Annotated in this window: 19 protein-coding genes; 3 read left to right on the forward strand and 16 right to left on the reverse strand. The window is 55.2% G+C overall.

Features of this window, described 5'->3' with window-relative positions:
• Positions 1 to 19: 19 nt before the first annotated feature.
• Both AC01ZF_RS09060 and AC01ZF_RS09065 read right to left on the reverse strand, forming a co-directional pair.
• Positions 20 to 361, reverse strand: coding sequence for a cupin domain-containing protein (locus tag AC01ZF_RS09060; protein WP_424675685.1), 342 nt, complete (start codon positions 359 to 361; stop codon positions 20 to 22).
• Between the two features lie 5 nt (positions 362 to 366).
• Positions 367 to 1,737 (reverse strand): right-handed parallel beta-helix repeat-containing protein, encoded by a 1,371-nt coding sequence (locus tag AC01ZF_RS09065; protein ID WP_476575302.1) that lies wholly within the window; start codon positions 1,735 to 1,737, stop codon positions 367 to 369.
• A gap of 159 nt (positions 1,738 to 1,896) precedes the next feature.
• On the opposite strand from AC01ZF_RS09065, the gene AC01ZF_RS09070 reads away from it, so the two are divergent.
• Positions 1,897 to 3,003 (forward strand): hypothetical protein, encoded by a 1,107-nt coding sequence (locus AC01ZF_RS09070; protein WP_476575303.1) that lies wholly within the window; start codon positions 1,897 to 1,899, stop codon positions 3,001 to 3,003.
• 24 nt (positions 3,004 to 3,027) lie between these two features.
• Here the strand turns inward: AC01ZF_RS09070 and AC01ZF_RS09075 are convergent, their stop codons facing one another.
• The 6 genes from AC01ZF_RS09075 to AC01ZF_RS09100 are packed head-to-tail and all read right to left on the reverse strand — an operon-like array spanning position 3,028 to position 10,928.
• On the reverse strand, positions 3,028 to 4,350 hold the full coding sequence (locus AC01ZF_RS09075; RefSeq protein ID WP_424675688.1) for a CdaR family protein: 1,323 nt from the start codon (positions 4,348 to 4,350) through the stop codon (positions 3,028 to 3,030).
• A complete protein-coding gene (gene cdaA, locus AC01ZF_RS09080; RefSeq protein WP_424675689.1) occupies positions 4,347 to 5,177 on the reverse strand; it encodes a diadenylate cyclase CdaA in 831 nt (276 codons plus the stop codon). The genes AC01ZF_RS09075 and cdaA overlap by 4 nt, the downstream gene beginning before the upstream one ends.
• 2 nt (positions 5,178 to 5,179) lie before the next feature.
• Positions 5,180 to 8,443, reverse strand: a complete 3,264-nt coding sequence (locus AC01ZF_RS09085) for a tetratricopeptide repeat protein (RefSeq protein ID WP_476575304.1) — start codon at positions 8,441 to 8,443, stop codon at positions 5,180 to 5,182.
• A gap of 25 nt (positions 8,444 to 8,468) precedes the next feature.
• Positions 8,469 to 9,398, reverse strand: coding sequence for an ornithine carbamoyltransferase (gene argF, locus AC01ZF_RS09090; protein ID WP_424675691.1), 930 nt, complete (start codon positions 9,396 to 9,398; stop codon positions 8,469 to 8,471).
• Positions 9,399 to 9,448: 50 nt separating this feature from the next.
• A complete protein-coding gene (locus tag AC01ZF_RS09095; protein WP_424675692.1) occupies positions 9,449 to 10,132 on the reverse strand; it encodes an ATP-binding protein in 684 nt (227 codons plus the stop codon).
• 46 nt (positions 10,133 to 10,178) lie between these two features.
• Positions 10,179 to 10,928 carry a DnaD domain-containing protein gene (locus AC01ZF_RS09100; protein WP_476575305.1) on the reverse strand — a complete coding sequence of 250 codons (750 nt, stop codon included), beginning with the start codon at positions 10,926 to 10,928 and terminating at the stop codon, positions 10,179 to 10,181.
• Positions 10,929 to 11,073: 145 nt separating this feature from the next.
• Here AC01ZF_RS09100 and AC01ZF_RS09105 point away from each other — a divergent pair, with 145 nt between their 5' ends.
• Positions 11,074 to 12,357 (forward strand): MFS transporter, encoded by a 1,284-nt coding sequence (locus AC01ZF_RS09105; RefSeq protein WP_424675693.1) that lies wholly within the window; start codon positions 11,074 to 11,076, stop codon positions 12,355 to 12,357.
• Positions 12,358 to 12,502: 145 nt separating this feature from the next.
• On the forward strand, positions 12,503 to 15,427 hold the full coding sequence (gene uvrA / locus AC01ZF_RS09110; protein WP_424675694.1) for an excinuclease ABC subunit UvrA: 2,925 nt from the start codon (positions 12,503 to 12,505) through the stop codon (positions 15,425 to 15,427).
• A 128-nt stretch (positions 15,428 to 15,555) separates the two neighbouring features.
• Here the strand turns inward: uvrA and AC01ZF_RS09115 are convergent, their stop codons facing one another.
• The 8 genes from AC01ZF_RS09115 to AC01ZF_RS09150 form a co-directional block, all read right to left on the reverse strand.
• Positions 15,556 to 16,491, reverse strand: a complete 936-nt coding sequence (locus AC01ZF_RS09115) for a pentapeptide repeat-containing protein (RefSeq protein WP_424675695.1) — start codon at positions 16,489 to 16,491, stop codon at positions 15,556 to 15,558.
• A 17-nt stretch (positions 16,492 to 16,508) separates the two neighbouring features.
• The gene (locus tag AC01ZF_RS09120; RefSeq protein ID WP_424675696.1) at positions 16,509 to 17,186 is read right to left on the reverse strand and encodes a 4-vinyl reductase; all 678 of its coding nucleotides are present in this window, start codon (positions 17,184 to 17,186) and stop codon (positions 16,509 to 16,511) included.
• Between the two features lie 158 nt (positions 17,187 to 17,344).
• On the reverse strand, positions 17,345 to 18,493 hold the full coding sequence (locus tag AC01ZF_RS09125; protein WP_424675697.1) for a polyamine ABC transporter substrate-binding protein: 1,149 nt from the start codon (positions 18,491 to 18,493) through the stop codon (positions 17,345 to 17,347).
• 30 nt (positions 18,494 to 18,523) lie between these two features.
• Positions 18,524 to 19,390: an ABC transporter permease gene (locus AC01ZF_RS09130; protein ID WP_476575306.1), complete on the reverse strand. Its 867-nt coding sequence runs from the start codon at positions 19,388 to 19,390 to the stop codon at positions 18,524 to 18,526.
• On the reverse strand, positions 19,387 to 20,256 hold the full coding sequence (locus AC01ZF_RS09135) for an ABC transporter permease (RefSeq protein WP_424675699.1): 870 nt from the start codon (positions 20,254 to 20,256) through the stop codon (positions 19,387 to 19,389). The genes AC01ZF_RS09130 and AC01ZF_RS09135 overlap by 4 nt, the downstream gene beginning before the upstream one ends.
• A 9-nt stretch (positions 20,257 to 20,265) precedes the next feature.
• Positions 20,266 to 21,363, reverse strand: a complete 1,098-nt coding sequence (locus tag AC01ZF_RS09140; RefSeq protein ID WP_476575307.1) for an ABC transporter ATP-binding protein — start codon at positions 21,361 to 21,363, stop codon at positions 20,266 to 20,268.
• 652 nt (positions 21,364 to 22,015) lie between these two features.
• Positions 22,016 to 23,197: a M24 family metallopeptidase gene (locus AC01ZF_RS09145; RefSeq protein ID WP_424675701.1), complete on the reverse strand. Its 1,182-nt coding sequence runs from the start codon at positions 23,195 to 23,197 to the stop codon at positions 22,016 to 22,018.
• 52 nt (positions 23,198 to 23,249) lie between these two features.
• Positions 23,250 to 23,519: a hypothetical protein gene (locus AC01ZF_RS09150; RefSeq protein WP_287905811.1), complete on the reverse strand. Its 270-nt coding sequence runs from the start codon at positions 23,517 to 23,519 to the stop codon at positions 23,250 to 23,252.
• Positions 23,520 to 23,579 lie beyond the last annotated feature (60 nt).

Here is a 23,579-nt window from a genome sequence, read left to right on the forward strand (position 1 = left end):
ACCCGCCAGTTTCGATCAATTACCGCGGCATCAGGCCCCCGCGTTGGCGGTGCGCGGTCAAAAAGACCAACGGCCCGCGCAAGCAACGCAGCATGCGCTGCGCATTGCGCGGTACCACCACCGCCACGCCGGGACCGAGTGCAATTGCCTCGCCATTGACGATCAATTCGCCCTCGCCTTCATACACGGCTAACAACACGTCAAGCTCGGCATTGACGTGTTCGGGAATCGTTGCACCGGTGCGCAGCCGCATCAGATTCACGTTCATCTGCTCACTATTCACGCTCCAAATCGCGCCGTCATGGCGTGCTGAGCGCACCGCTTCGGCTATGTCGATCACATGTTCCGGTGAAAATGCCATTACCGCTATCCTTTCCGCTGCCGGATCAGAACACCTGCCAACAATCCCCCTGCAACCAGCGCCACTAGCCATAATGCCGGGTTGGTTGCCGGCATTGAAGCCGGTTGTACACCAATGTTCGGCCTCAGCGCCGGATATTGGTCGATGACTCCATCAAACATAAGTGGCTGATCGGCAAACCCATCACGATTGCGATCGTGCCGCCAGAGTTGCATCCCCAGCCACCAATCAGCCGGCCAGCCGCGTTGCCAATAGTTGCCGGCCCACACGACCACCGGCGCTTGCGGTTCGCTGGCTAGTAGCACGCGGTAGTGTACGATATCATTGCCGCGCAGCGTAACTGCTGCATCACCGGTCAGCAGCGCTAGCAGTGTTTCGTGATTAGCAAACCGGTTGCGCTGCGCCGTCAGCGCCCCGCTGCCGCCAACGGTGATAGCGCGGGCATTGCGCTCAAACCGATTATCCTGCACGATCAGGCCAGCACTATTATGTACGAGCAAGCCATCGCCACGCTGGCCCTCGATCAAATTGCCTTGCACCGTCACTCGCGCGCTGCCAGCCAATTTGATGCCAGTGACATTCTCAGTCAACGTATTGCGGTCGATCAGCACATCACTGGCTGACGGCAAACAGAGGGCTGCGCTGAAGAAGGTAGCGGTGACGCCAAGGATTGTTGCAGCGCCTGCAATGAGCGGCGAGACGATGCCGGTCTCGCTCCGGCTCACCACATTACCGCGCACCACACCACGCGGCGCGTTGTCGATAGCAATGCCGATCTGCACCGCCAAGATCGTGTTTAATTCAACCCTCACACTGGGTGCATTTAGCAAGGCAACCCCAATGCTGTGCTCGCGCGGCATATCGTCCAGCGCACCGATGAAGGTATTGTTGGTCACCATCACATTCGCGCCATTATCAACCACGACCCCGCGCACAAAACGCTCGAAGCGATTACCACTGATCATTACTGCCGCTGCGCGCACCAGAATCGCCGCATCAATCGGTTTCAAACCACTGCGCTGAAAACTGAGGCCCTGCACTGTCACTCCCGGCGCGGTAATGGTGAGCGTGGAACCCGCCTCACCGCCATCAAGCACCGCGCCATGCCGGCCACGCAATACCAGCGGACGGTCGATCGTCCATTGCCCCTGTTGCACGCCGGGCAAGACCTCAATCACCATGCCGGGATGGGCCGCTGCCAACGCAGCGCCGAGCTGTGCGTAATCGCCGCCGGCGCCAACGCGAATGAGCTGATAGTCGCCGCCCCACCCATCATCGAGCACTGGCGAAGGCGCTGCTAGCGTCACCCATGGCAGCAGCCCCCCTAGAATGCCGACCACCAATATCGCCCGCCAACGCGCTATGTTTGCCATCATCGCCATCCTGCCTTGATGATGCGTGCTTTCACTATGGCTACTGTAGACTAGCGAGCCTGCTTGTGCTGTGACTTTGTTCACAGCGAGCGCGTGAAAACGGCTGTACAGTGGGTATCAGGCGATCGCGCCACGACGCAAGCATAGAGATGACGAGGTGCTATGATGATACTATCGCCTACCAACGTCTTCCGAGCCGGTTTTGCCGCCGGTGTGATAATGATGCTGACCAGCGCCCTTTGGGCTGGATTGCTTCGCATGGGATGGGCGCTGCCGTTATCATCGCTCACGCTGGCTGCGATTCATGGCCAGCTCTTCGTAGGCGGAATGCTCGGCACAGTGATTGGGCTAGAGCGAGCAGTCGCCATCGGGCGACCATGGGCCTTTGCCGGGCCGCTGCTGACATTGTTGGGAGGAATCAGCCTTTTGATGGGCTTACCAGCAATTATCGGCGCGTTGCTCATCACGGGCGGCAGCGTTGGCCTGCTTGCAATCTTCGCACTGCTGCTCAAGCGCCAACCGGTACGCTTTGTGGTCACCATGGCGCTCGGCGGGATGGCGTGGTTTGGCGGCAATCTGCTCTGGCTAATGGGGCAGCCGTTAGCGCTCGCGTCGCTCTGGTGGGCCAGCTTTCTCACCCTCACCATCTTCGGTGAACGGCTCGAATTAGGGCGGCTCCGCCACCTGCCGGCGTATACCTTCTGGAGCTTTAGCCTTAGCGTTGGCCTGCTCTGGCTTGGGTTGGGATGGTCGCTAGCGGATTACGCCAACGGCACGCGGCTTGCCGGCATTGGCCTGCTGGCAAGCGGTCTCTGGCTCTTAGCCTACGATATTGGCCGGCGCACGATTCGCCGTCCCGGCCTGCCCCGCTTCAGCGCAACCTGCATGCTCTCAGGCAGCGCATGGCTCACGATTGGCGGCTTGCTCATGGCGCTAAGCGGCGGTGTCTATGGCGGCTTGCTATACGACGCCATCTTGCACAGCATTTTCGTTGGCTTCGTTTTTGCGATGATCTTCGGCCACGCGCTGATCATCATTCCAGCTTTGCTCAGCGTTCCAGTCCGGTTCAGCGGCTGGAGTTACCTACCGCTCGGATTATTGCACGTGTCGTTAGCGTTGCGATTGATTGGCGATCTATGCATGTTGATCGAATTCCGGCGTTGGGGCGGAATGATGAATGCGGTGAGCATCATCGTCTTTCTGATGATCACTGCCACCAGCATTGTGCGCGCTCATCGGCAAGCGTCTCCGGCCACGATGCCGCTGTAATGCAGATGCACTGGCCATCATCGCTCACCCTGCATCAGGGGTCGGGGTCGGCTCAACCTCCGGCGACGGTTCTGGTTCAGGGGTAGGGGTTGGTGTGGGTATTGGCACAACCGTCACCGTTACCTCAGGTGGATCACCGACGATGCTCACACCGCCGGGAAGTAACGGTCGCACGGCAAATTGGTACGTGCCAGGACCAAGGTTGGTAAGATCGAGCTGTACCACGAGGGGAGTTGCGGCTAATGCCGTCAATTGATCGGTCGTCCCGGCGAAGGTCATCTCAATTACGTTCGGTCGGACTGATGCTTGGAGATCGCCGCCCAGACCACTCAACGTCACTTCAACCGGTAGCCGCGCCTGAAATGGCATAGGAATCGGCATAATGGTGATCGTCACCTGTACTGCGTTCGGCTCACCTTGGGCAGGTGACGTGCCGATCGGAATAATCAAGGGGACAATCCGCACAACCGTCTCACGGGCATCACTGATATCAATCGCTTCGGTCTGCAACAGATTAATCGCATCGAGCGGCCCAGAACTACCGGTCAGCGTGATCAGTGGTGGGTCAACAACAACATTACTGACGAGATAGCCCGGTGCCGGTGAGCCGATGATAATCGGCGATACCGGCACCAACCGCAGACCGACCACCGGATTGATCGGAATGATCACAGTAATAGACGCCGGTTTCACCTGCACCCCCTCGACCGGTAGGTTATTCGCATCAATTGGTGTCAGGGTGAGCGGTGCATTATACGTTGCTCGAAGCTGATTAATATTGGCTACCGTTCGTGCTGCACTCACCCGGATCACGCGGCTCTGTGGGCCACTGACCGACACATTGGTGATCAGCTCGCCATTTGATCGCAATTCCGGTGTCCCACGTTCAAAGCTGAATGGTGGGGAGCCGACTATCTCGAGCCTAATCGGTACCGTTAACGTCACGAGCGGTTCTAGCCGAATATCAATCGTCGGTGGCTCAACCCCATTGGCCGGCACACTAAAGGAGAGATTGCTGCGCGTCGGTTGTACATTCAGTGGTACGACATGATCGCCAGGGCCAAGCCCACTCAGATCGGCCACGACTCGAATATCAACCGGGCGTAGTTCCGAGCGTTGACGACGGTCGGTGCGCAGGGTTACATCAACATTGGGGAAGGTAGTGGTCGGTATACCGTTAGCATCCACGATGATCAAATCATCGCGTAACCCCACAACCTGTAAGGTCAGATCTTCAAACCGTGCCGTCTCTTCTGGGTTCTCACTAAACGAGACAAATGACCAGAGGGCAAAACTCAAGCCAAACGCCAATACAGCGCGCAAGACAATCGAGTGCACGCCATTCATACTGCCCTCTTCGTGTTCGACTCAAGCGGTATCTGCATCAGATCGGCCAGCATCGTCCGCAGACGTGACTCGGTCAGGTAACTCACCATCCGGCCATCACTGACCAGCGAGATAGCGCCGGTTTCTTCTGACACCACCACTGCAATAGCATCAGTCTGCTCGGTAATGCCTTTTGCCGCACGATGACGAGTACCGTACCGTCGTGGCCCGGAAATATCTTCACTCAACGGGAGCACAACATTAGCAGCCAAAATGCGGTTGCCGCGAATAATCACGGCCATGTCGTGTAGCGGTGAGTTAGGGTAAAAAATATTGAGTAGGAGCGGGGTCGAAATCCGCGAATCAAGAATAACGCCACGGTCGGCGAACTCCTGTAACTGTGTTCGTCGCTCGATCACCATCAATGCGCCCACCCCTTGCTGCGAGAGCTGAGCAGCAGCCCGACTGATAACGGTGATCGTTTCGAGCAATTCTGAGCGGTTCGCGCCCCCAAATGGTCGGCCAAACAGATCACTCGAACGGCCAAGACTTTCTAATGCCCGACGTAATTCGGGTTGAAAGAGGACCGGTATGGCAACGATCAAGGCTGGTGAAATGATATTGACAACTAACCAGTTGAGCAGGGTTAATCGATCACTCGCGATCGAGGGCATCACCAACGCAATCACGAGTAAAATCCCAACCCCACGTAGCAATTGGACGGCGCGTGTCCCGCGCACAATGCCCAACAGCCAATAGAAAAATCCTGCGACCAGCAGAATGTCAATCAGCGTAAAGGGCGAGGTGAGCGGATTCAGCCGCGCCCAGAGACGCTCGATCTCTATCATTGTCAACTCTGTGGCGGCGCCGGCTTGCGTTGCTCAAGCATACGATTGGCGGCGCTCAACATCGCTTCCACCCGTTCCGTTTCAATTCCCGGCAGCTTCAACATGCGCCGACACAGTTGGCTGGCCTGTCCGTATTCCTCGCGTCGCATGAGCATATCGTAGAGCATGAAGTAGGCTTCTAAATCGTTCTGATCGAGGCCAATAATCTGGTGCAGCTCGGCAATCGCATTGTCATAATCGCGTTGTTGGGCAAAAATGCGCGCGATCTGTTTCTTTTCGCTGATCGCTTCTTTGGTGCGACGCGAGAGGGTGTGCATGAGGGCCAACCATTGACGCGCATCAACATCGTTAGGTGCTATCTGTACAATTCGGTTGTACATCTCGCGCGCACGTTCATAATCACTCAACATCCAGTACGTTTGCGCTACTTCCTGTAACGACGCAACGGCATCTTTCAATTGACCGGCACGTTTTTGTAGTTCACTGACCCGCACCAGCCCGGCTAAACCTTGGTCGAGTTTCCCAACCCGCAGTTGTAAGCGCGCCAACCGGTTACTCATGCCGATATGGTTAGGCGCAAGCTGTACTGCGAATTCGAGAAGCTCTATCGCTAAATCCAATTGTTGGCGTTCTTCGTAATATGTTGCCAGCTCGTCGAGTTGGGCCAATGCCTCGGCGAGCTTACCCTGCCGAAAATAGACGTTCGCCAGCTTGGTGTAGATCGCCCGATCGTATGGCAATAACTTTTTCGCTTCCAGTAACGCTTGCTCTGCCCCGACTAAGTCATCACTGACCGCATACGCTTCGGCCATGCGACGCACCATATCGCCACGCGACGGTGGAATGGCGAATGGATGGCGGATCGATGAGTTGGGCGTTGTCTGCTCGGCAACGGCTTGCCCTTTGCGTAACTGTTCGAGTGCCTGCTCGGCTTGCCCTAACGCAATATAACTATCGGCGGCTGCGCGATACACGAGGGTGAGTGGAAGCATCGGATCGGGTTCGTTGTTGAGCAAGATTTGAGCTTGTTCAAGCTCAAGGAGAGCCAGATGGTGTTGCTCGTGCTGTTGTTGGATGATCGCCAGAATATAATGGAGCAACGCGCGGTCGTCGATCAACAGGGCAGCCCGGTATTCCGCTTGAACGGCAGCAAATTCAGTGGGATGCTTGCGTAATTGCTCCAGAACGGTGGCAAGCGAGTCCCAAATGACATTTGGTTGTTCGCCTATCAGAGCGAGCGTGATGTTGAGCCGTGCTAGCGCGACCGGATCGTCCGGTGAGCCGAGTTCGAGTGCCTGCCGAAATTCATCGAGTGCGGCTTCAAATCGCTCCAGTTTAAGCAAGGCCAGTCCATATTGAGTGTGTACCTCGCGATGTTTGGGCGCCCATTGTAACAAACGGCGAAACTCTTCGAGGGCTTTGTTCGTTTGACCCAAGCGAAAATAGGTATTGGCAACCTGTAACGACTGTTCGACAGCTTCATCGATACGGCCAGTCTGCCGTAGTATCTCGGCCAACTTCGAGCGTGCATTTATGGAATCGGGTGATAGCTCGATAAAGCGAAAATAGACATCAATCGCCTTTTCGGCTTCGCCTCGTACCTGATACGTCTCGATCAGTAACTGATATTTTGCCAATGCCTCTTCAGGGCGCCCCTGCCGTTCATAGATCTCGCCCATACGTAAGTGAATGGGTAGATATTCGATATTGTGGTGAATCACCTCCATACAAGCGTCGAGGGCGGCATCGAGCAGACCCTGTTCAAGATAGGTGCCACTCAGTTCGAGCCAGCCGGCCGTTACCTCATCAAGACCGGACGGATCGAGCGGCGTCGGCGGTGGAAATGCTGGCGTGGGTAGGCTGGTCGGCACACTCATCCGCTCGATGATCGGCAATTGTTCAAGCGTTGCTGGTGTGACCTCCGGTGTTACTTCTTCTTCAGAACGCTCACCTGACCGCAAGACATCGGTGATCGGGCGCAGCTTGCCCCATCGCTCACTTCCAGGGTCAATTATCGGTGGAGATGGTGGTGGTGCAGCGGGTGCTGGTTGGAGAACACCGGTACCGATTGTGCGTAGCTTCGCGAACATATTGCGATCGGCCAGTTCTTTGGCCCGATTTTTGAACTCGGCAGCACGATCGCGCCCCCACCGTTTACTGGCTAGAAACTCGGCGAGGGTACCATAGAGCAGTGAGGCACGAGCCAGATCGCCCAGTTGCTCATAGATCGTTGCCGCGCTCTCGTACATTGCAATCAGGTCATCAACCTCGGCCTTGCCGATAGTTTCGAGATCAACCAGCCCGATGGTCGTCTCAAATTCTTGCGCCGCTTGTGGTAATTGACCGAGGTCTCGATAGACTTGACCAAGCGCAAAGTGGGCGGACAGGGCGTATTCGGGGTCGCCGGCTGCGCGCGTGAGAACGCTGACCGCAGCTTTAAGATTACCTTGACTTTGGTACAGTAACCCGAGTGAATAGAGGACATCGGCCCGTTCGATCCCGGCTTGCACCGCCTGTTCGTACAAAGCGATAGCCCGCTCCTCATCACCCGCTTGCTGACAAGCCATTGCTTCAGCGACCAACTGCTCAGGTTGTGTATGTGAGCCGCGCGGTGTGCTGGTTGGGTAGGCTGGTCGTAAGCTACTAGTACCGCGAAGGGAGGGAGACGGTCCGCCCAGTTGTTCGCGTAGGCGCGTCGCCAATTCACGGGCAACGCGGTGATTGGCATCGAGGCGCAAAACCCACTCGACCTCAGACAACGCTTCAGCCGTTTCTCCCCGTGCGAGAAGACGTTGAGCCAGTTCAAGATGAGTCTCGGCTGATTCGGCGATGGCGCCAAGGTCTTCATAGAGCTGAGCCAAGCGCCGACGCTGATCGTCTCGTTCAGGCTGTAACGTCAGTAATTCACGCAACGCTTCAGTTGCTTGCAGCGTGCGCTGCTGGGCGCTATGCAGAGCGGCCAGGGCACTGTAGGCCTCGACGGCGGCAGGAATGTTTCCTTGACGACGATAGCACTGAGCAATGTAATTGAGATAGAACGCATTATTTGGGTCGGCCTCGTACAGATCGCTAAACGCCTGCAATGCTTTATCTAACCGATTCGTTTGGAATAAGGCAACGGCTGCCGCAGTGCGCGCTTCAATATCTTGGGGAAACTCTTGTAAAGCGCGCACTGCCGCGCGTAACGAGTCGTCCCAGCGTCCTTTTGCGGATGCCTCGCGGCACTGTTCCATCGCCCGATCAAAGATTGCCCGGTTGCCTGCCATAACGCTCTTTCCGCTACTACCGGTGCTACTTTCCTAGCAAAAATAAGATCAGCGCTTTTTGAACATGCAAGCGGTTCTCCGCTTGCTCAAACACGACCGATTGCGGTCCATCGATCACATCTGCCGTTACCTCTTCACTACGATGCGCCGGTAGACAGTGCATTGCCAGTGCATGCGGTGCAGCATGGGCCATCAGCGCTGCGTTCACCTGATACGGCGTAAAGACGGGGCGACGACGAGCGGCTTCATGTTCTTGGCCCATCGAAGCCCATACGTCCGTATAGACGGCATCCGCACCACTCACCGCCTCAATCGGCGAAGTAGTGATCGTGAGGGTCGCATCGTGTTGGTTGGCTAACTGCTCGGTCAGTTCGGTAATGTCAGGAGCGGGACGATAATCCATCGGACACCCAACCCGTACATTGACGCCTAATGTCGCCCCTAATAACATCAACGAGTGGCACACGTTATTGCCATCACCAACGTAGGCTAGCGTTAAACCTTGCAACCGGCCAAACCGTTCGCGGAGTGTCAGCATATCGGCCAGTGCCTGACACGGATGCTCTCGGTCGGACAGTGCATTGATCACCGGTACCGTTGCATAGCGAGCGAGCGTCTCAACTGTTGCGTGCTTGAAGACACGTGCAGCGATAATCGCTACCCAACGGCTCAGGTTCCGTGCCACATCAGGAACACTCTCGCGTCCGCCCATATCGATGTCATTGGCGGAAAGGTACGACGGATGACCACCAAGTTGAGTCATTCCGGCCTCGAACGCCACTCGCGTGCGCAACGAAGGCTTCTCGAAGACCAATGCAAGCGTCTGTCCCAACAACGGTCGGTCGCTGGTAACACCGGCACGCCACGTAGCTTTCAACGCTGCTGCCCGGTCGAGCAACGCTTCGGCTTCAGCACGGTTCAGATCGGCCGCTGAGAGAAAATGTCGCAACGTCATAAGGCTATACTTTCTGTTCTCACGTTGCCATCGACTGGTTCCAGGTGGTGTTACGGTTGCGACCGAGATTGGTCGTTCCGTCGCCGACGCGGATGGTACCGCTGTTCAAGGCTTAAACGGCGGTAATCACCCGCCTCAATAATGATGCGTTCCCGGCAGATGGCAGCATCAAACATCCGGGAAAGGATGCGCGGATCGATATCCTTCGGGTCACGATTACTGGTGATCACCGTCGGTAGAGCATAATTATACCGATGGTTCATGATCTGGTAAAGTTTTTCGCGCGCCCACGGCGTGGTGTTTTCGGTGCCGAGATCGTCGAGGATCAAGAGAGCGACGTCCCGAACGAGTTCAAAGCGTTCGTCGTAGGCCGTCTCCGAATTCGGCCCGAAGGTCGACCGAAGATGATCGAGTAAGTCGGGCACGACGGTGAATAACACCGGCATGTGCCGTTCGAGTGCCTCGTTGGCAATGGCTGCCGCCAGATGAGTCTTCCCACAGCCATAGCCGCCGAATAAGATCAGCCAACCTTGAGGGTTTTGCGCATATTCAAAAGCGCGGGCAAAGGCCCGTTGTACGCCGGGGACAGTGCGGTCAAAGTTGGCAAAGATCTTATCACGGAGTGGTGCGAGGTTCGAGAGCCGTTCCAGTTCTTCATAACGGCGACGCTCTTTTTCTGCCTGCTTACAGCGACAAGTGATTAATACGCCGAAGTTCGGATCTCCGTATCGCACATCGAGCGTGTAATAGCCTGCTCCCCGACAAATCGGACACACCGACTCAGAGGTCGCTTTCGTCGCTTCCGCGGCGGAAGAGGTGTCCGAGTTGTCCGCCGGTATATTTTTCAATATCGATAGGTCGTCCGGCCTGATACGGCGTAGTTTCTCGTCCATTGGCGGCCCACCTCTCCAGCATGCGCTGAATATAACGCCACGAACGTACATTCGCTCGCACAGCTTCGCGGATGGCGTCTTCAAGCCATTCCGCAGGGTAACGGTCGCTGGCGGTACGTAATTCTTCAAGCAGCAGCGGCGTGACTAGTCCGATATTTTGTTCGTACAACTCGATGATGCCCGGCCGTTCCGCCGGTTCCTCGAAGGGTGGAACGATCCCACTTGTCCCCATGCGCTCGATCCATTGTCGGTTGGTCGGGGTATTGATCAGGTACCAGTTGCGTACCCGCCCGTCGAGTGGTTCGACAAAATGCAGGACGGTGCCACGCCGGACTGCTGCGGCTAAACCTTCCTCGAGCAGCTCCTCGAATGAACGGAGCGAACTGAGGGCCTGCAATGAACGACGGAGCGGTTCGTCACGGTACAGATCGTCCCAACTGATCCGACGGGGACGGCTACGCTGCCGACTAAGCCGGTAGAACAGGTGCAGTGTCACTTTGAGTTCGCTCGGTTTAGTGATCGCCGGTAAGACGTCGGTGAAAAATTCCGGCGGTATACCGATGAGTCGTTCGGTTGTGAAGCCATGAAAGGTCATACTGCTCCTGTGTTCGGCAGGTGCCGGCCGTAGCAGCTTCATGATACCTTGCTTTTGCTATTCATGCTACCATATGTCGCCACTGTGCAAATTCCGTGCAAAGTATTGACAAAATCTGTGAACGGCCATATAATTTGCACAGCAAACCTTTTTGGTTGCAATCTAATCAACAGTAAGGTTCTCTTCTATGAAACGCCATTCACCACTCCTATTTATCTTTCTCACAATTTTTATCGACCTCCTCGGCGTCGGTATTGTATTGCCGTTGCTGCCTGAATATGTCAAAATCGTCGAACGCTCAAGTTGGTCGTGGTTGGCCGATAACCGTGCTCTGGTGGTCGGTGCGCTCACTGCTTCGTATGCGTTGATGCAGTTTCTCTTTGCGCCAATCCTTGGTGCGTTAAGCGATCGTTTCGGACGCCGACCGATATTGTTGCTGAGTCTGTTTGGGGTCGGTCTGAGTTATCTCGTTTTTGCCGTCGCCGAAAACCTGACGTTCCTCGGTGTCGAGACGGTTATCGGGTTGCTGTTCCTTGCCCGTATTACTGCCGGTATCACCGGCGCCAGCATCAGCACAGCGCAGGCGTACATTGCCGATGTTACACCTCCCAGTGAGCGTGCGCGTGGTCTGGGGATGATCGGCGCTGCCTTTGGACTCGGTTTTATACTTGGCCCGGCTATCGGTGGCCTCCTTGTGAACATTAGCTTGCAGGCACCGGCGCTGTTCGCTGCTGCACTCAGCTTTGCTAACGTTATGTTTGGCTTCTTCCGCTTGCCCGAATCGTTGCCACCAGAGAAGCGGATGCGGTCGGTGTCACGCAATCTGAATCCGGTTACTCGTCTAACGGCTGTCGCGCGCGATCCTCGTGTTCAACCTTTTATCTTCGGTAGTGTGTTATTTAATCTTGCCTTTGCCGGCCTGCAAAGCAATTTTCCGGTCTACAGCGACGTGCGCTTCGGGTTTAGCCCACAGCAGAATGCGATCGTTTTTGCCTTCATCGGGTTGATTGCGGTGTTGGTGCAGGGCTTTCTTATCCGCAAATTGGTGGCACGCTTCGGCGAGGCTCGCCTGGCTCTGGCCGGTCTGACTCTGATGGCCCTCGGCTTTGCTGCGACCGGTCTCGCGCCTGCGAGTTGGATGCTCTTCCCGGCAATCGGGATCGTGGCCCTGGGTAGTGGTATGCTTACTCCATCGCTGACCAGCCTGATTTCGCAGTCGGTGTCGGCTACCGAGCAAGGCGCGATTCTCGGTGGAGTGCAGTCGTTTAATAGCCTCACGATGGTGCTAGGGCCGCTGCTGGCCGGTACCCTGTTTGACCTGATTGCGCCGAATGCGCCATACCTGTTTGGGGCGGTCTTGCTGACCGGTGCGCTCACAGTTCTGCTCTCTACCCTGCGTCAGCGCTTTGTTACGATACCGCAGCCCGATACCGTGGTGGTTACTGTCGATACGCCGGTTCACGTTGAGTAGTCTGTTTGTTCTGGCCGAACGTGGTATACGTGGTATACTAAGAATAGATCGTTACAGTGAGCCGCACTCGGTGCGGCTCGCAATATGAACGGCGTCGCCGGTGGGGCGGCGCTTTCGCTTCTACAGCATCAGCGTGGAGACGGTCGTGGCTAAGTCGACAATCGTGATCAAAGGTGCACGGGAACATAATCTCAAGGGGATCGATCTTGAGATACCCCGTGATCGGTTGGTGGTCTTGACCGGAGTGAGCGGTTCGGGCAAGAGTTCGCTGGCGTTTGATACCCTCTATGCTGAAGGTCAGCGGCGCTACGTTGAGAGCCTGTCGGCCTATGCGCGCCAATTCCTTGGGCAAATGGAGAAGCCACAGGTCGATCTGATCGAGGGTTTGTCACCTGCTATCGCTATTGAGCAGAAGAGCGCCAGCAAGAATCCTCGTTCGACGGTTGGTACTGTTACCGAGATTTACGACTATCTGCGGTTGTTGTTTGCCCGTGTCGGTCAGCAGTATTGTCACCGCTGTGGTCAGCCGGTGGCGGCTCAATCGGCCCAGCAGATGGTGGATCGTATCTTGACCTTGCCGTCGGGGACACGCTTTGTCGTATTAGCACCGGTTGTATCGCAGCGTAAGGGTGAGTATAAAGATATTTTCGCCGAAGCTAAAGCCGAAGGTTTTGTCCGTGTACGTGTTGATGGCGAAATTCGCTCTCTTGATGAAGAAATTAAGCTGAATAAGAAGGTAAAACACTCCATCGAGATTGTTGTCGATCGTTTAGCCATACCCTCAACCACTGATAACGGTGACCTCGCCGGGTTCACGACGCGTCTCACCGATAGTATTGAGACGGCATTGCGGGTTGGTGAAGGCAAAGTTCTGATCAGCCTCGCCGATCAACCGTCTGATCCCGATCAGCCACGCGAATGGATGATGAGTGAGAGCAATACCTGTCTCGCGTGTGGCATTTCTTTCCCCGAACTGACGCCTCAGATGTTCTCGTTTAACTCGCCGCAAGGCGCGTGTCCGACCTGTACCGGGCTTGGCTTCCGGCTTGAGGTCGATCCGGCCCTGCTTGTCCCCAATGGAGCCTTGTCAATTCACGATGGTGCAGTGACGTATTGGGGGGAGATGCGTAAAAAACAGGACACGTGGGCCTACAAGGCGTTGCAGGCAATAGCCGCTCATTACCACATCGATCTCGATGCACCTTGGGACTCGCTCAGCCAAGCTCAACGCGATGTGATTATCTACGGTAGTGGTCACGAACGGATCCGCTTTACCTGGGCACACGAGGGCGGTTCGCGTGGTGAGTACTATCGCACATGGGAAGGATTGGCCAGCGAGATCCGGCGGCGTTATATGCAGAGCGGCTCGGATGTGATGCAAGAGCACTATGCTCAGTACATGAGTGAGCAGCCGTGTCCTGATTGTCAGGGTGCTCGGCTGCGTCCAGAAAGTCTGGCTGTGCGCGTGGCCGGTCGCTCGATCCGTGATGTGACGCGCATGAATATTTCCCAGGCCCTTGATTGGGCGCGAGAGTTGCCAAATTATCTCAGCGAGACTCAACGACACATCGTTGATGATGTGTTGAAGGAGATCCGTGAACGACTCGGCTTTTTGCACAATGTTGGCTTGCACTATCTCACCCTCGACCGCGCTGCACCAACGTTGTCCGGCGGTGAAGCACAGCGCATCCGCCTTGCTTCGCAGATCGGCTCAGGGCTGGTCGGCGTTATGTACATCCTCGATGAGCCGAGCATTGGTCTCCACCAGCGTGATAATCGTAAACTCCTCGACTCACTGCTGCGTCTGCGCGATCTAGGCAATACCTTGATCGTCGTTGAACATGACCTTGAGACGATGCAGGCCGCCGATTGGATTATCGACTTTGGTCCCGGCGCCGGTGTGAAGGGTGGTCAAGTCGTGACGGCCGGTACGCCAGAGCAGGTGGCGCAACATCCGACATCGCTCACCGGTCAGTATTTGTCGGGACGCCTTACTATTCCGGTGCCGACGACCCGTCGCCGTCCTGATAACGGCTGGTTGACGATTGAAGGAGCTACGCTCAATAATTTGCGCGATGTGACGGTAAGTTTTCCGCTCGGCTGTTTTATCGCCGTGACCGGTGTTTCCGGTTCGGGTAAATCATCGCTGATCACCGAGACACTGTATCCGGCGTTGGCTAATCGACTCAACCGTGCCCAGCTTAAACCTGGCCCCTTCCGTGCGCTCCACGGTCTCGAACGACTCGATAAGGTGATCAATATCGATCAGCAGCCCATCGGGCGTACACCTCGTTCCAATCCGGCTACTTACGTGAAGCTGTTCGATCTGCTCCGTGAGCTGTTTGCCGAAACACCCGAAGCGAAGCTACGTGGCTACGGTCCCGGACGGTTCAGTTTTAACTTGCGTGGTGGACGGTGCGAGGCTTGTGAAGGGAACGGTGAAATTAAGATCGACATGCAGTTCCTCGCCGATGTATGGGTGCGGTGTGCTGAATGTAAGGGAAAGCGCTATAATCGCGAGACGTTACAGGTTAAGTACAAAGGTAAGACGATTGCCGACGTGCTTGAGATGGATGTGCAAACTGCCCTCGAGTTTTTTGCCAATGTCCCACGAGTACGTCGTATCTTGCAGACCTTACACGATGTTGGTCTCGATTATATCAAACTCGGTCAGCCGGCCACTACCCTTTCTGGCGGTGAGGCGCAACGGGTGAAGTTAGCCAAGGAATTGGCCCGCGTTGCCACCGGTCGAACCATTTACATTCTTGATGAGCCAACGACCGGTTTGCACTTTGCCGATATTCAACATTTGTTGCGCGTTTTGCATCGTTTGGTTGATGCCGGCAATACGGTGGTTGTGATCGAGCATAACCTTGATGTGATTAAGACGGCTGACTATGTGATCGATATGGGGCCAGAGGGTGGTGATGGTGGTGGTGAGGTAGTGGCGCTTGGTACACCAGAAGAGGTTGCACGTCATCCGTCTTCGCACACGGGGCGATTCTTGCGTGAGATCCTCGAAGCGGTCGGTTTGGTGGGTGTTGGCGATAGCCAAACGTATGTGGATTAGATTAATGGTTGGCATGACCGAAAGATGTTGATGGCACGGTAGCGACCAGAATATATTTTCGGTGAGGGGGCCGGTGCCGACGCACTGCGCCCCTTCTACACCCACATCTGCTCCCGTCGCTGCCGCTTCTACCGTAACCCCTTCGCACCGCTCAGATCACAATCGGTTAAGTCGGCGTCGGTTAAGTCGGCATCGGTCAAATCGGCATCGGTCAAACTCGCCTCACGGAGATTCACCCCACAAAGATTCGCACCGCGTAAATTGGCACCGCTCAAGTTGGCCCGCGCCAAATTCGCGCGCGTGAAGCTCGCGTTGCGTAAATGTGCCTCACTGAGATAAATCCCACTCAGGTTAGCATCACTAAAATCGGCATTGCACAAACTTGCCTCACTAAGGTTTGCCTCACTCAAATTTGCCCCAATGCAATTCACCTCATCGAGCGTCGCCTCACGTAGATTAGCGTGCATCAAGTTAGCCCCGGCCAAATTCGCGCCGTTGAGGTTTGCCCCGTTTAAACTGACGCGAAGCAAGATCGCCCCACTCAAGTTCGCTCCACTCAGATTAACCAATTGCGCTTCACGTAGTTGAGCTTCGCTCAGATTGGCGCCAATCATCACCGTATCACGCAGATCGGCCCCACTTAAGTTACAGAGGCTTAAATTTGCGCCATACAGATTCGCACCGCTGAAATCAGCCGCACTCAGATTGGCGCCACGTAGGTTTGCCCCGATCAGCGTTGCAAACTCAAGATTGGCCCAGCTCAGATCAGCTTTGCGTAAATCGGCATCGCTCAAATCGGCCCGCACCAATTGCGCCCAATTGAGTTTCGCTTCACGGAGATTGGCCCAGCTCAGATTTGCTTCACCCAACTCACAAATACTCAGATCGGCTCGATAGAGATTGGCGTCGGTCAGCCGCGCACGACTCAATTTGGCTTCGCTGAGATTCGCCCCGCTGAGGTTTGCGGCACTCAGGTTTGCCCCGCTAAGATTTGCTCCCACTAACCACAGTGGGCCAGGCCGGTTGAGTAAATCGTAGATCTGATCAGGTGTCAAATCGGCCATACAGCCCTCCTTCTTCCTCAACGCCCCGGCAAGGCCGGCATTTTCGCCACCAGCCAGATTGACGCCGGTGCTCCCATTGACCGACAGGCCATCTGCTCAACGGCAAACTCATGCCCGGTTTGCCAGTGTAATGCTTCTTGCAAGATTCCGCACTGGATGTAACCAATCGGTTCATCTGCCTGCTTACCGGCTGACATTGCACATGTGTAGTCGATGTATGCCCACGCCTCGCCACGATCCTCAATCGCCAAGCGCCGGTCTTGGTTCACTGCCTGACTAAGCCGACGTAAACCGGCTTGCATCGCCGATAAGCCGAGTTTGACCTGGGTAGCGAATGGCAAGACCTTCGAGGCGATTAACGCCGCAGTTCCAAACAACGCACTCTGCTGCTCGATAGCCAATCGAGCGGTCTGTCGGCCAATCCGTAGTGCCATACTCCTTGCCGAACGGCCGAAGAAGTTGAGTAGACCGGCGTTGAGCGAGGCGTAATGGTAAAAGGTGAGGCCACTCGTCGCCTTCAGATGTTCGGGCGGATAGTTACCGATGAGATGGCTAAGACCGGCTTGGCGCAAGACCACGGCTAACCCGTTGCGCCCGATCACTTCTTCCGCCGCCAGTAAGGCCCAACGCATATACGCATCGACCAACAGCATATCGGCAACCGGATCGTGGTCGGGGCGATCGCGGATCTCCATGCTCTCCTCCTCTGCGCGCCCTCAGTGTGTGGATACGCATAGGATACCACAAACCGGTAGCAGATTTGACTGCTACTAAGATAAACGTGAACAGTGCGAAAAATAACGAGGACGACGCACTGCGTCGTCGTTATGACAGAATCATTATCGTCGTATTCTTACTGACCTTTAATCTCCGTCCATAGATCGTCAAAAACCGTCGTCCCTTCGTTACGCACGATCCACTCTAGCCGCTTATACATCTCTTCATTTGGCGCAAAACCTTGGGCGTAGAGCGTGCGCAACTCCTCCGACAGCAACTCGAGGGCATCCTTGTTTGGCGATAGATAACCGATGTATTCGGTATTCTGGGCCGAGATCTCCGGACGCAGGAGGTAGTTGATGAACACGTGCGCAGTGTAGGCATGTGGCGAGTCTTTCAAGATGACAAAATTGTCCATCCAAATAGTGCCACCCTCTTTCGGTACGATAAAGGCAATATTCGGATTACCGCTAAACTCTTCACCCAACCCATTGCGGGCTTGAATAGCTGTGCCACTCCACGCATGCGCCAGGACATATTCTTCACTGGCGAGTTTGCGGTTGACATCCGAGCTGTTGTATGCTGCTAAGTACTGCTTTTGAGCCAGTAAAATCTCCTTCACCCGCGCTAATGCTGTCGGATCGGTCGAATTGAGTGATTGACCAATGTAACGCAGTACTGCACCCGGTGTCTCCCGCGCATCGTCAAGCATGCTGAATTTACCGGCAAATGCAGCAACTTGATCTGGTTCAAGGATGGCTGCCCAACTATCAATTCCATTGGGGAAGAACTTCGTGTTGTATGCAATGCCGGTCAGACCGTACATGTACGGGAGTGAATAGACATTCCCCTTATCGAAATACTGATCGAGCAAGTTTGGATCAAGATGAATGATGTTAGGGATGAGCGACTTATCAATCGGCAGTGCCATTCCTTCGGCGATCATGATCTGCACGGCGTAATCCGATGGTACGACAAGATCGTAGCCCGAATTACCGGCACGGATCTTTGCCAACATGTCTTCGTTACTATCGTAGGTGTCGATGATCACCTTCACGCCGTACTCAGCCTCGAATTGATCGAGGATGGCGGGGTCAATATAATCTGACCAATTGTAGAAGTAGAGTTCCTTTGCCAGCTTGCTGCGATCAACGCCATCGGTGGTGGTTGTGGTATCACCACCACTCGCCCCGTACTCATTACCCGGCCCATCTGTGGTACTGCCACCGCCACAAGCTGTTAGCGCCAGCAACAGCGCTACGAGAAATACCCGGAGCATCTGCATCTTTTCCTCCCTTCCTATCGTAAACCTATCTCAGCGCCGTCGCTGTAGTAGCTGCGAGAGCGCAACCAGGGTCATCGACAAGAGAAGCATTAACGTTGAAATGGCGTTTATTTCAGGGGTAACTGCCCGGCGCACACGGTTATATACTTCGACCGGTAGTAAAGAGGTACCAGGACCGGACAAAAACAGTGAAATGATGAAATCATCGAGTGAAAGCGTAAACGCGAGTAATGCCCCACCGGCAATACCGGGTAAGATCAGTGGAAAGGTGATCCGCCAGAAGATGTTCCAGCTATTTGCACCGAGATCGGCAGCCGCTTCTTCAAGACGGCGGTCGAAGTTTTTCAGACTGGTGCGTACAACGACCACCACGAACGAGATACTGAACGCAATATGACCGATAGTAACGGTCGTAAGATTACGGCGCAGCGTCTCTCCGGTCAGCCATTTGATCACATCGAACACAATTGCCGAAAAGGCGAGCAGAGCTACCGCCATCACGATTTCAGGTACAACGATTGGGAGATAGATCAGTCCTTCCATCGCATTACGCCCGCGAAAGCGATAGCGCTCCATTGCTATCGCCAGAAGCGTGCCGATAACCGTTGACACAAGGGTAGAGACACTCGCCACCACGAGCGTATTCCAAGCCGCCCCCATCATACGGGGGTTATTGAAGAGGCGGATGTACCAATCGAGAGTAAACCCGGTCCAACGTACCCCAAACTCGTCGCGCGTAAACGAGAAGAGCACGAGAATGGCGATCGGTGCGTAGAGAAACAGGTACACGAGTACCGAAAAGAGAGCTAATCCCAACCCGCTCCACGTCAACTGCCCGGCAACAAAGACCTTGCGGCTCCGCGTTGCCGTTGTCGTAGCAGGCGCTGTTTTGATCATCGCTCTTCCTCCGTCGTTACGCGGAAGTACATCATGATCAGCACCAGCAAGACTAACATCATCAGTACCGCCAGCGCTGAACCGAGTGGCCAGTTGATCGGATTTGCGCGCAAGAAGAAGCGTTGAATCAAGTTGCCGAGATAGTCGACTTTCGCCCCTCCTAATAGTTCGGAGACGACAAACTGGCCCAGCGTCGGAATGAACACCAACACTGAGCCAGCCACGACTCCCGGCATTGTCATCGGTAACATCACGCGGAGAAACGCTTGTACCCTATTCGCGCCTAGATCGGCTGCTGCTTCCATTAACGTGAAGTCGAACCGATCTATTGCTGCATACAGCGGCAGGACCATAAACGGTAACTCACCATAAATCAGACCGATCAACGTAGCCCCTTCCGTATTGAGGAGGGTCAGCCGGCCTACCCCGATCAATTCGAGTATACTATTGATAATGCCGTTGTTCGATAGAATGATCTGCCAGGCGTAAATGCGCACCAAAAAGTTCGTCCAAAACGGGATCAAGATCAGCATTAACAGCGGCATGCGCCATTGTTGTGGGCTACGGGCAATGAAGACGGCAAGCGGATAGCCGATCAGGAGACAGATCACCGTCGTCAGCACACTCGTCCAGATCGAACGCCAATATGCGTTGATGTACAAACTCTGGGTAAAGATGGTAATGTAGTTGTCGAGCGTTGGTTGGTAAACGACTCGCCCCAGTGCATCGTTGGTCATAAAGCTGTAGACAACGATGATCACCAACGGTAAGGCAAAAAAGAGCAACAGCCAAAGAAAACCGGGGCTGAGGAGCAATGCTAACCGCAGACGATCACGGCGCTGTTGTTGTTGGTGCAGTGTTGCCATTGACCCTCCTCAGTCGCTGAGGACTAGTGCATTATCAGGCGGACAGATGATCACTGCTGCTTCCCCGGGTTGCCAATACTCATTACGGTCGACGGTGGAGCGTGTATTCTGCTCCCATACGTCAATGGTGCGTCGGTCGTTAAGAAGCACAGTGATGCGGGTATCGCTCCCGATGTAGTTGACCGTCAACACCGTTCCTGCTAAACCATCAGGTGGTAATTCGCCGTTAGGCGCCATGAGTCGGATCTTTTCGGGCCTGATGGAGTAGGTTACCGTCGTACCGTTACTCAGGGGGTTGATGGCTACACCGCGAAACCGTAATCCATCTGGTGTCTCGAGCACGGTATATGCACCGTCCCGCCCGATGACTACGCCATCGATAAAGTTCGTCTCACCGATAAAATCGGCGACAAAGCGGCAGTTGGGCCGTTCGTAGATTTCAGTTGGTGTTCCTACTTGTAAAATCTTCCCCTTATTCATGACCGCAATCCGATCAGACATGATCAAGGCCTCTTCCTGATCGTGGGTCACGAACACGAACGTAATCCCAACGCGGGCTTGGAGGCTTTTCAATTCATACTGCATCTCTTTCCGCAGTTTTTGGTCGAGCGCACCGAGTGGCTCATCGAGTAAGAGCACTTCAGGATGGTTGACCAGCGCACGGGCTAACGCTACCCGCTGCTGTTGCCCGCCGGAGAGTTGCCGTGGCCGACGATGTTCAAGACCGCTGAGTCGCACCAGTTCGAGCGCTTCCTTGACCCGTACTGCAATCTCGGCCTTGGGTGTCTTCCGCATCTCAAGACCGAAGGCAATGTTTTGGGCGACGGTTAGATGGGGAAAGAGAGCGTATGACTGAAAAACGGTGTTCACCGGGCGAAGATGAGGTGGGGTTAATCCCATCTCGCGCCCGTGAATTACAATGCTGCCGGAAGTTGGCAGTTCAAAGCCCGCAATCATGCGCAGGGTTGATGTTTTGCCACATCCGCTTGGTCCCAACAACGAAAAGAACTCGCCGTCACGGATCTGTAGATTCACGTGATCGACCGCAACCACGTCTCCAAATCGCTTGACGACATCGCGGAGTTCAATTGCGATCGAGTCGCTCACCTGAACACACCTCCCAAATACGTTGATGAACAGTGATAAGTGACGAAGAGCGAGGTGTTATCGATACATTCACCTCGCTTCGCAGTGTTGCCCCGCCAAAAATAAGATACCGGCATCGTGGCCCGCTAGCATCACGCTGTGCGTTGATATGGCAGTAGTATACCATAATCTATCAGCGGAATCTTGTGGCATGTTACACAAACAATGTAATGTCATCACCTCAATGGTACCACGTACCGGCCTCGCGTCGCACCGGGATCTAACCGATCATCGTTCGCAAACACTGCGGGTAATTCGCCGATCTATTTGTAGTTGTTACCGGAGCACCAAAACCATTCTCACGAAAGAGGAATGCAGTGAGATGAGCGGCATCGGCATGTAACGAGGAACAGTTCCGCAGCGAGCAGGTCTGTTTCACTCACGCGGTATGAATCGATGGCGGCGCCGTCACGAATGCGTACTCCATCTCCGGTAAACTATTCATCCCTGCCAGCTCTCTGTGATCAGAGCTGGTAGGATTTTATCATCATCTGGTGAATAAGGGCAGATCACATGCGCGAAAGGCCGCGTACCCTGTCAGTCTATCTGTCCACGCCTGCGGGACATCAGCGACTCGGTCTCAGCAATATCATCGTTGACCCAACTACACACCTCACCGGATCAACCACAACTCCTCTTGTGGCGGACCGATCCACTCGCAACCGTCCGGTGTTACTAGAATCTCTTCTTCAAGCGAAATATAGCCGTAGCGTGTGCGCACGCCAAGCTCGAGCGTCAAGATCATCCCTGAATCAATGGTGCCATACGGCTTATCACCGTAGCGCTCCCAGCGAGGGTAGAAGCCCACACCACCGTCATGCACGGCTCGTCCAACCTGATGACCGAGAGCGTGAGGGTATTCCGGGTAGCCGGCAGCCGTAATCGTCTGGCGCGCAACGGCATCGATCTCCCAACCGACAACGCCGGGTCGGATGGCCGCTGCCGCTGCTCGAATAGCAGCCTTCACCGCATTGAATGCATGCTGGGCTTCCGCAGGTGGTTCGTCCTCACCGGGGCGTAAGCAATACCAGACCCGCTGATGGTCTGAGCAGTAGCCGTCGATCTGCACGCCAAAATCCATGTGGAAGATTTCACCGGGGCGCATGATTTCGTCTGATGGACCGGTATGACCCCACGGCGAATTGGGACCGGCGTTCAGACCAGGGCAGTGAGTGGGATCCCACGCTGTAGTCGCACCGGCAGCCGCAGTTTGCGCGTGCACAAAGGCGGCTACCTCGCGTTCACTCACCCCAGGGCGCAGAAAATCACCTACTGCGGTAAAAATGCGCATGCTCAACTCGGCGGCGGCTCGCATCCGCGCCACCTCTTGTGGCGTCTTACGGCTGCGCAGCGCCGCTACAAAATGCTCCGCCGAAACGAGACGGTCACGATACGGTGTACCATCAAGGTAATCGCATAGGTTAAGGTACATACCGTAGGTCAATCCGTCGGCACTGACATCACTCCGGCTAATATTGATCCCAATCCGTTTGGGGTCGAGACGTTGCAACAATCTGACCAGCTCAGGGCCAATACTCTGCGTGTATGGCTGCACTTCATCGAATAGGCCGGTACAGCGCACTGCATCATCATCGCCCAGACCGGTCAGGGCAAAGGCGTGCCCATCACGTGTCACGGCAATGGCCGTCGGCCACGTCAAGGAAAAATGACCAAGCAGTTTTAACGCCGGGTCGGTGTGCTCTGACGTTTCGCGGACGAAGATCAGCCAGAGATCAAGGTCGTGTGCGGCGAGCAATTCGCCGGCTTGGTGCAGTTTTTCGCGAAAGAGATCCATTTGTGGTGCTCCGTATCGATATTCTGATGAAGGTTAACGCTGTATTGCACGGTTACCGCCACAAGCTATTCCATAGGTCCTGTAGCGTCGTCTGCACACCGGCGATTGTCTGCCGGATCGGGTCGGGCGAGAGGCGCGCATCGAGACGGGTGCGGGCATCTTCGATCACCTCATGGAGCATCCGATGGGCCTCTTCGGCGTGGAGTCGGGTGAGCAATTCGGCGTAAGCATCAAGCAATTGCTCGCGATCGGCTTTAGGTGTCTCGGCCAGCAGATTCGCCAATAGTTGGCGCGCACGAGTATAAAAATCTTCGATCGCCATTACCGCTTCCTCCTGGTGGTGTTGGTGTGTGGTGAGATGGTATCCTGTGTTGCCGATGAT

The organism is Chloroflexus sp., assembly GCF_056331925.1.

Excerpts from the sequence above, each read along its gene's own strand:
- AC01ZF_RS09060 (WP_424675685.1), bottom strand. The coding sequence starts at position 361 with ATGGCATTTTCACCGGAACATGTGATCGACATAGCCGAAGCGGTGCGC.
- AC01ZF_RS09065 (WP_476575302.1), bottom strand. The coding sequence starts at position 1,737 with ATGATGGCAAACATAGCGCGTTGGCGGGCGATATTGGTGGTCGGCATT.
- AC01ZF_RS09070 (WP_476575303.1), top strand. The coding sequence starts at position 1,897 with ATGATGATACTATCGCCTACCAACGTCTTCCGAGCCGGTTTTGCCGCC.
- AC01ZF_RS09075 (WP_424675688.1), bottom strand. The coding sequence starts at position 4,350 with ATGAATGGCGTGCACTCGATTGTCTTGCGCGCTGTATTGGCGTTTGGC.
- cdaA (WP_424675689.1), bottom strand. The coding sequence starts at position 5,177 with ATGATAGAGATCGAGCGTCTCTGGGCGCGGCTGAATCCGCTCACCTCG.
- AC01ZF_RS09085 (WP_476575304.1), bottom strand. The coding sequence starts at position 8,443 with ATGGCAGGCAACCGGGCAATCTTTGATCGGGCGATGGAACAGTGCCGC.
- argF (WP_424675691.1), bottom strand. The coding sequence starts at position 9,398 with ATGACGTTGCGACATTTTCTCTCAGCGGCCGATCTGAACCGTGCTGAA.
- AC01ZF_RS09100 (WP_476575305.1), bottom strand. The coding sequence starts at position 10,928 with ATGAAGCTGCTACGGCCGGCACCTGCCGAACACAGGAGCAGTATGACC.
- AC01ZF_RS09105 (WP_424675693.1), top strand. The coding sequence starts at position 11,074 with ATGAAACGCCATTCACCACTCCTATTTATCTTTCTCACAATTTTTATC.
- AC01ZF_RS09115 (WP_424675695.1), bottom strand. The coding sequence starts at position 16,491 with ATGGCCGATTTGACACCTGATCAGATCTACGATTTACTCAACCGGCCT.
- AC01ZF_RS09120 (WP_424675696.1), bottom strand. The coding sequence starts at position 17,186 with ATGGAGATCCGCGATCGCCCCGACCACGATCCGGTTGCCGATATGCTG.
- AC01ZF_RS09125 (WP_424675697.1), bottom strand. The coding sequence starts at position 18,493 with ATGCAGATGCTCCGGGTATTTCTCGTAGCGCTGTTGCTGGCGCTAACA.
- AC01ZF_RS09130 (WP_476575306.1), bottom strand. The coding sequence starts at position 19,390 with ATGATCAAAACAGCGCCTGCTACGACAACGGCAACGCGGAGCCGCAAG.
- AC01ZF_RS09135 (WP_424675699.1), bottom strand. The coding sequence starts at position 20,256 with ATGGCAACACTGCACCAACAACAACAGCGCCGTGATCGTCTGCGGTTA.
- AC01ZF_RS09145 (WP_424675701.1), bottom strand. The coding sequence starts at position 23,197 with ATGGATCTCTTTCGCGAAAAACTGCACCAAGCCGGCGAATTGCTCGCC.
- AC01ZF_RS09150 (WP_287905811.1), bottom strand. The coding sequence starts at position 23,519 with ATGGCGATCGAAGATTTTTATACTCGTGCGCGCCAACTATTGGCGAAT.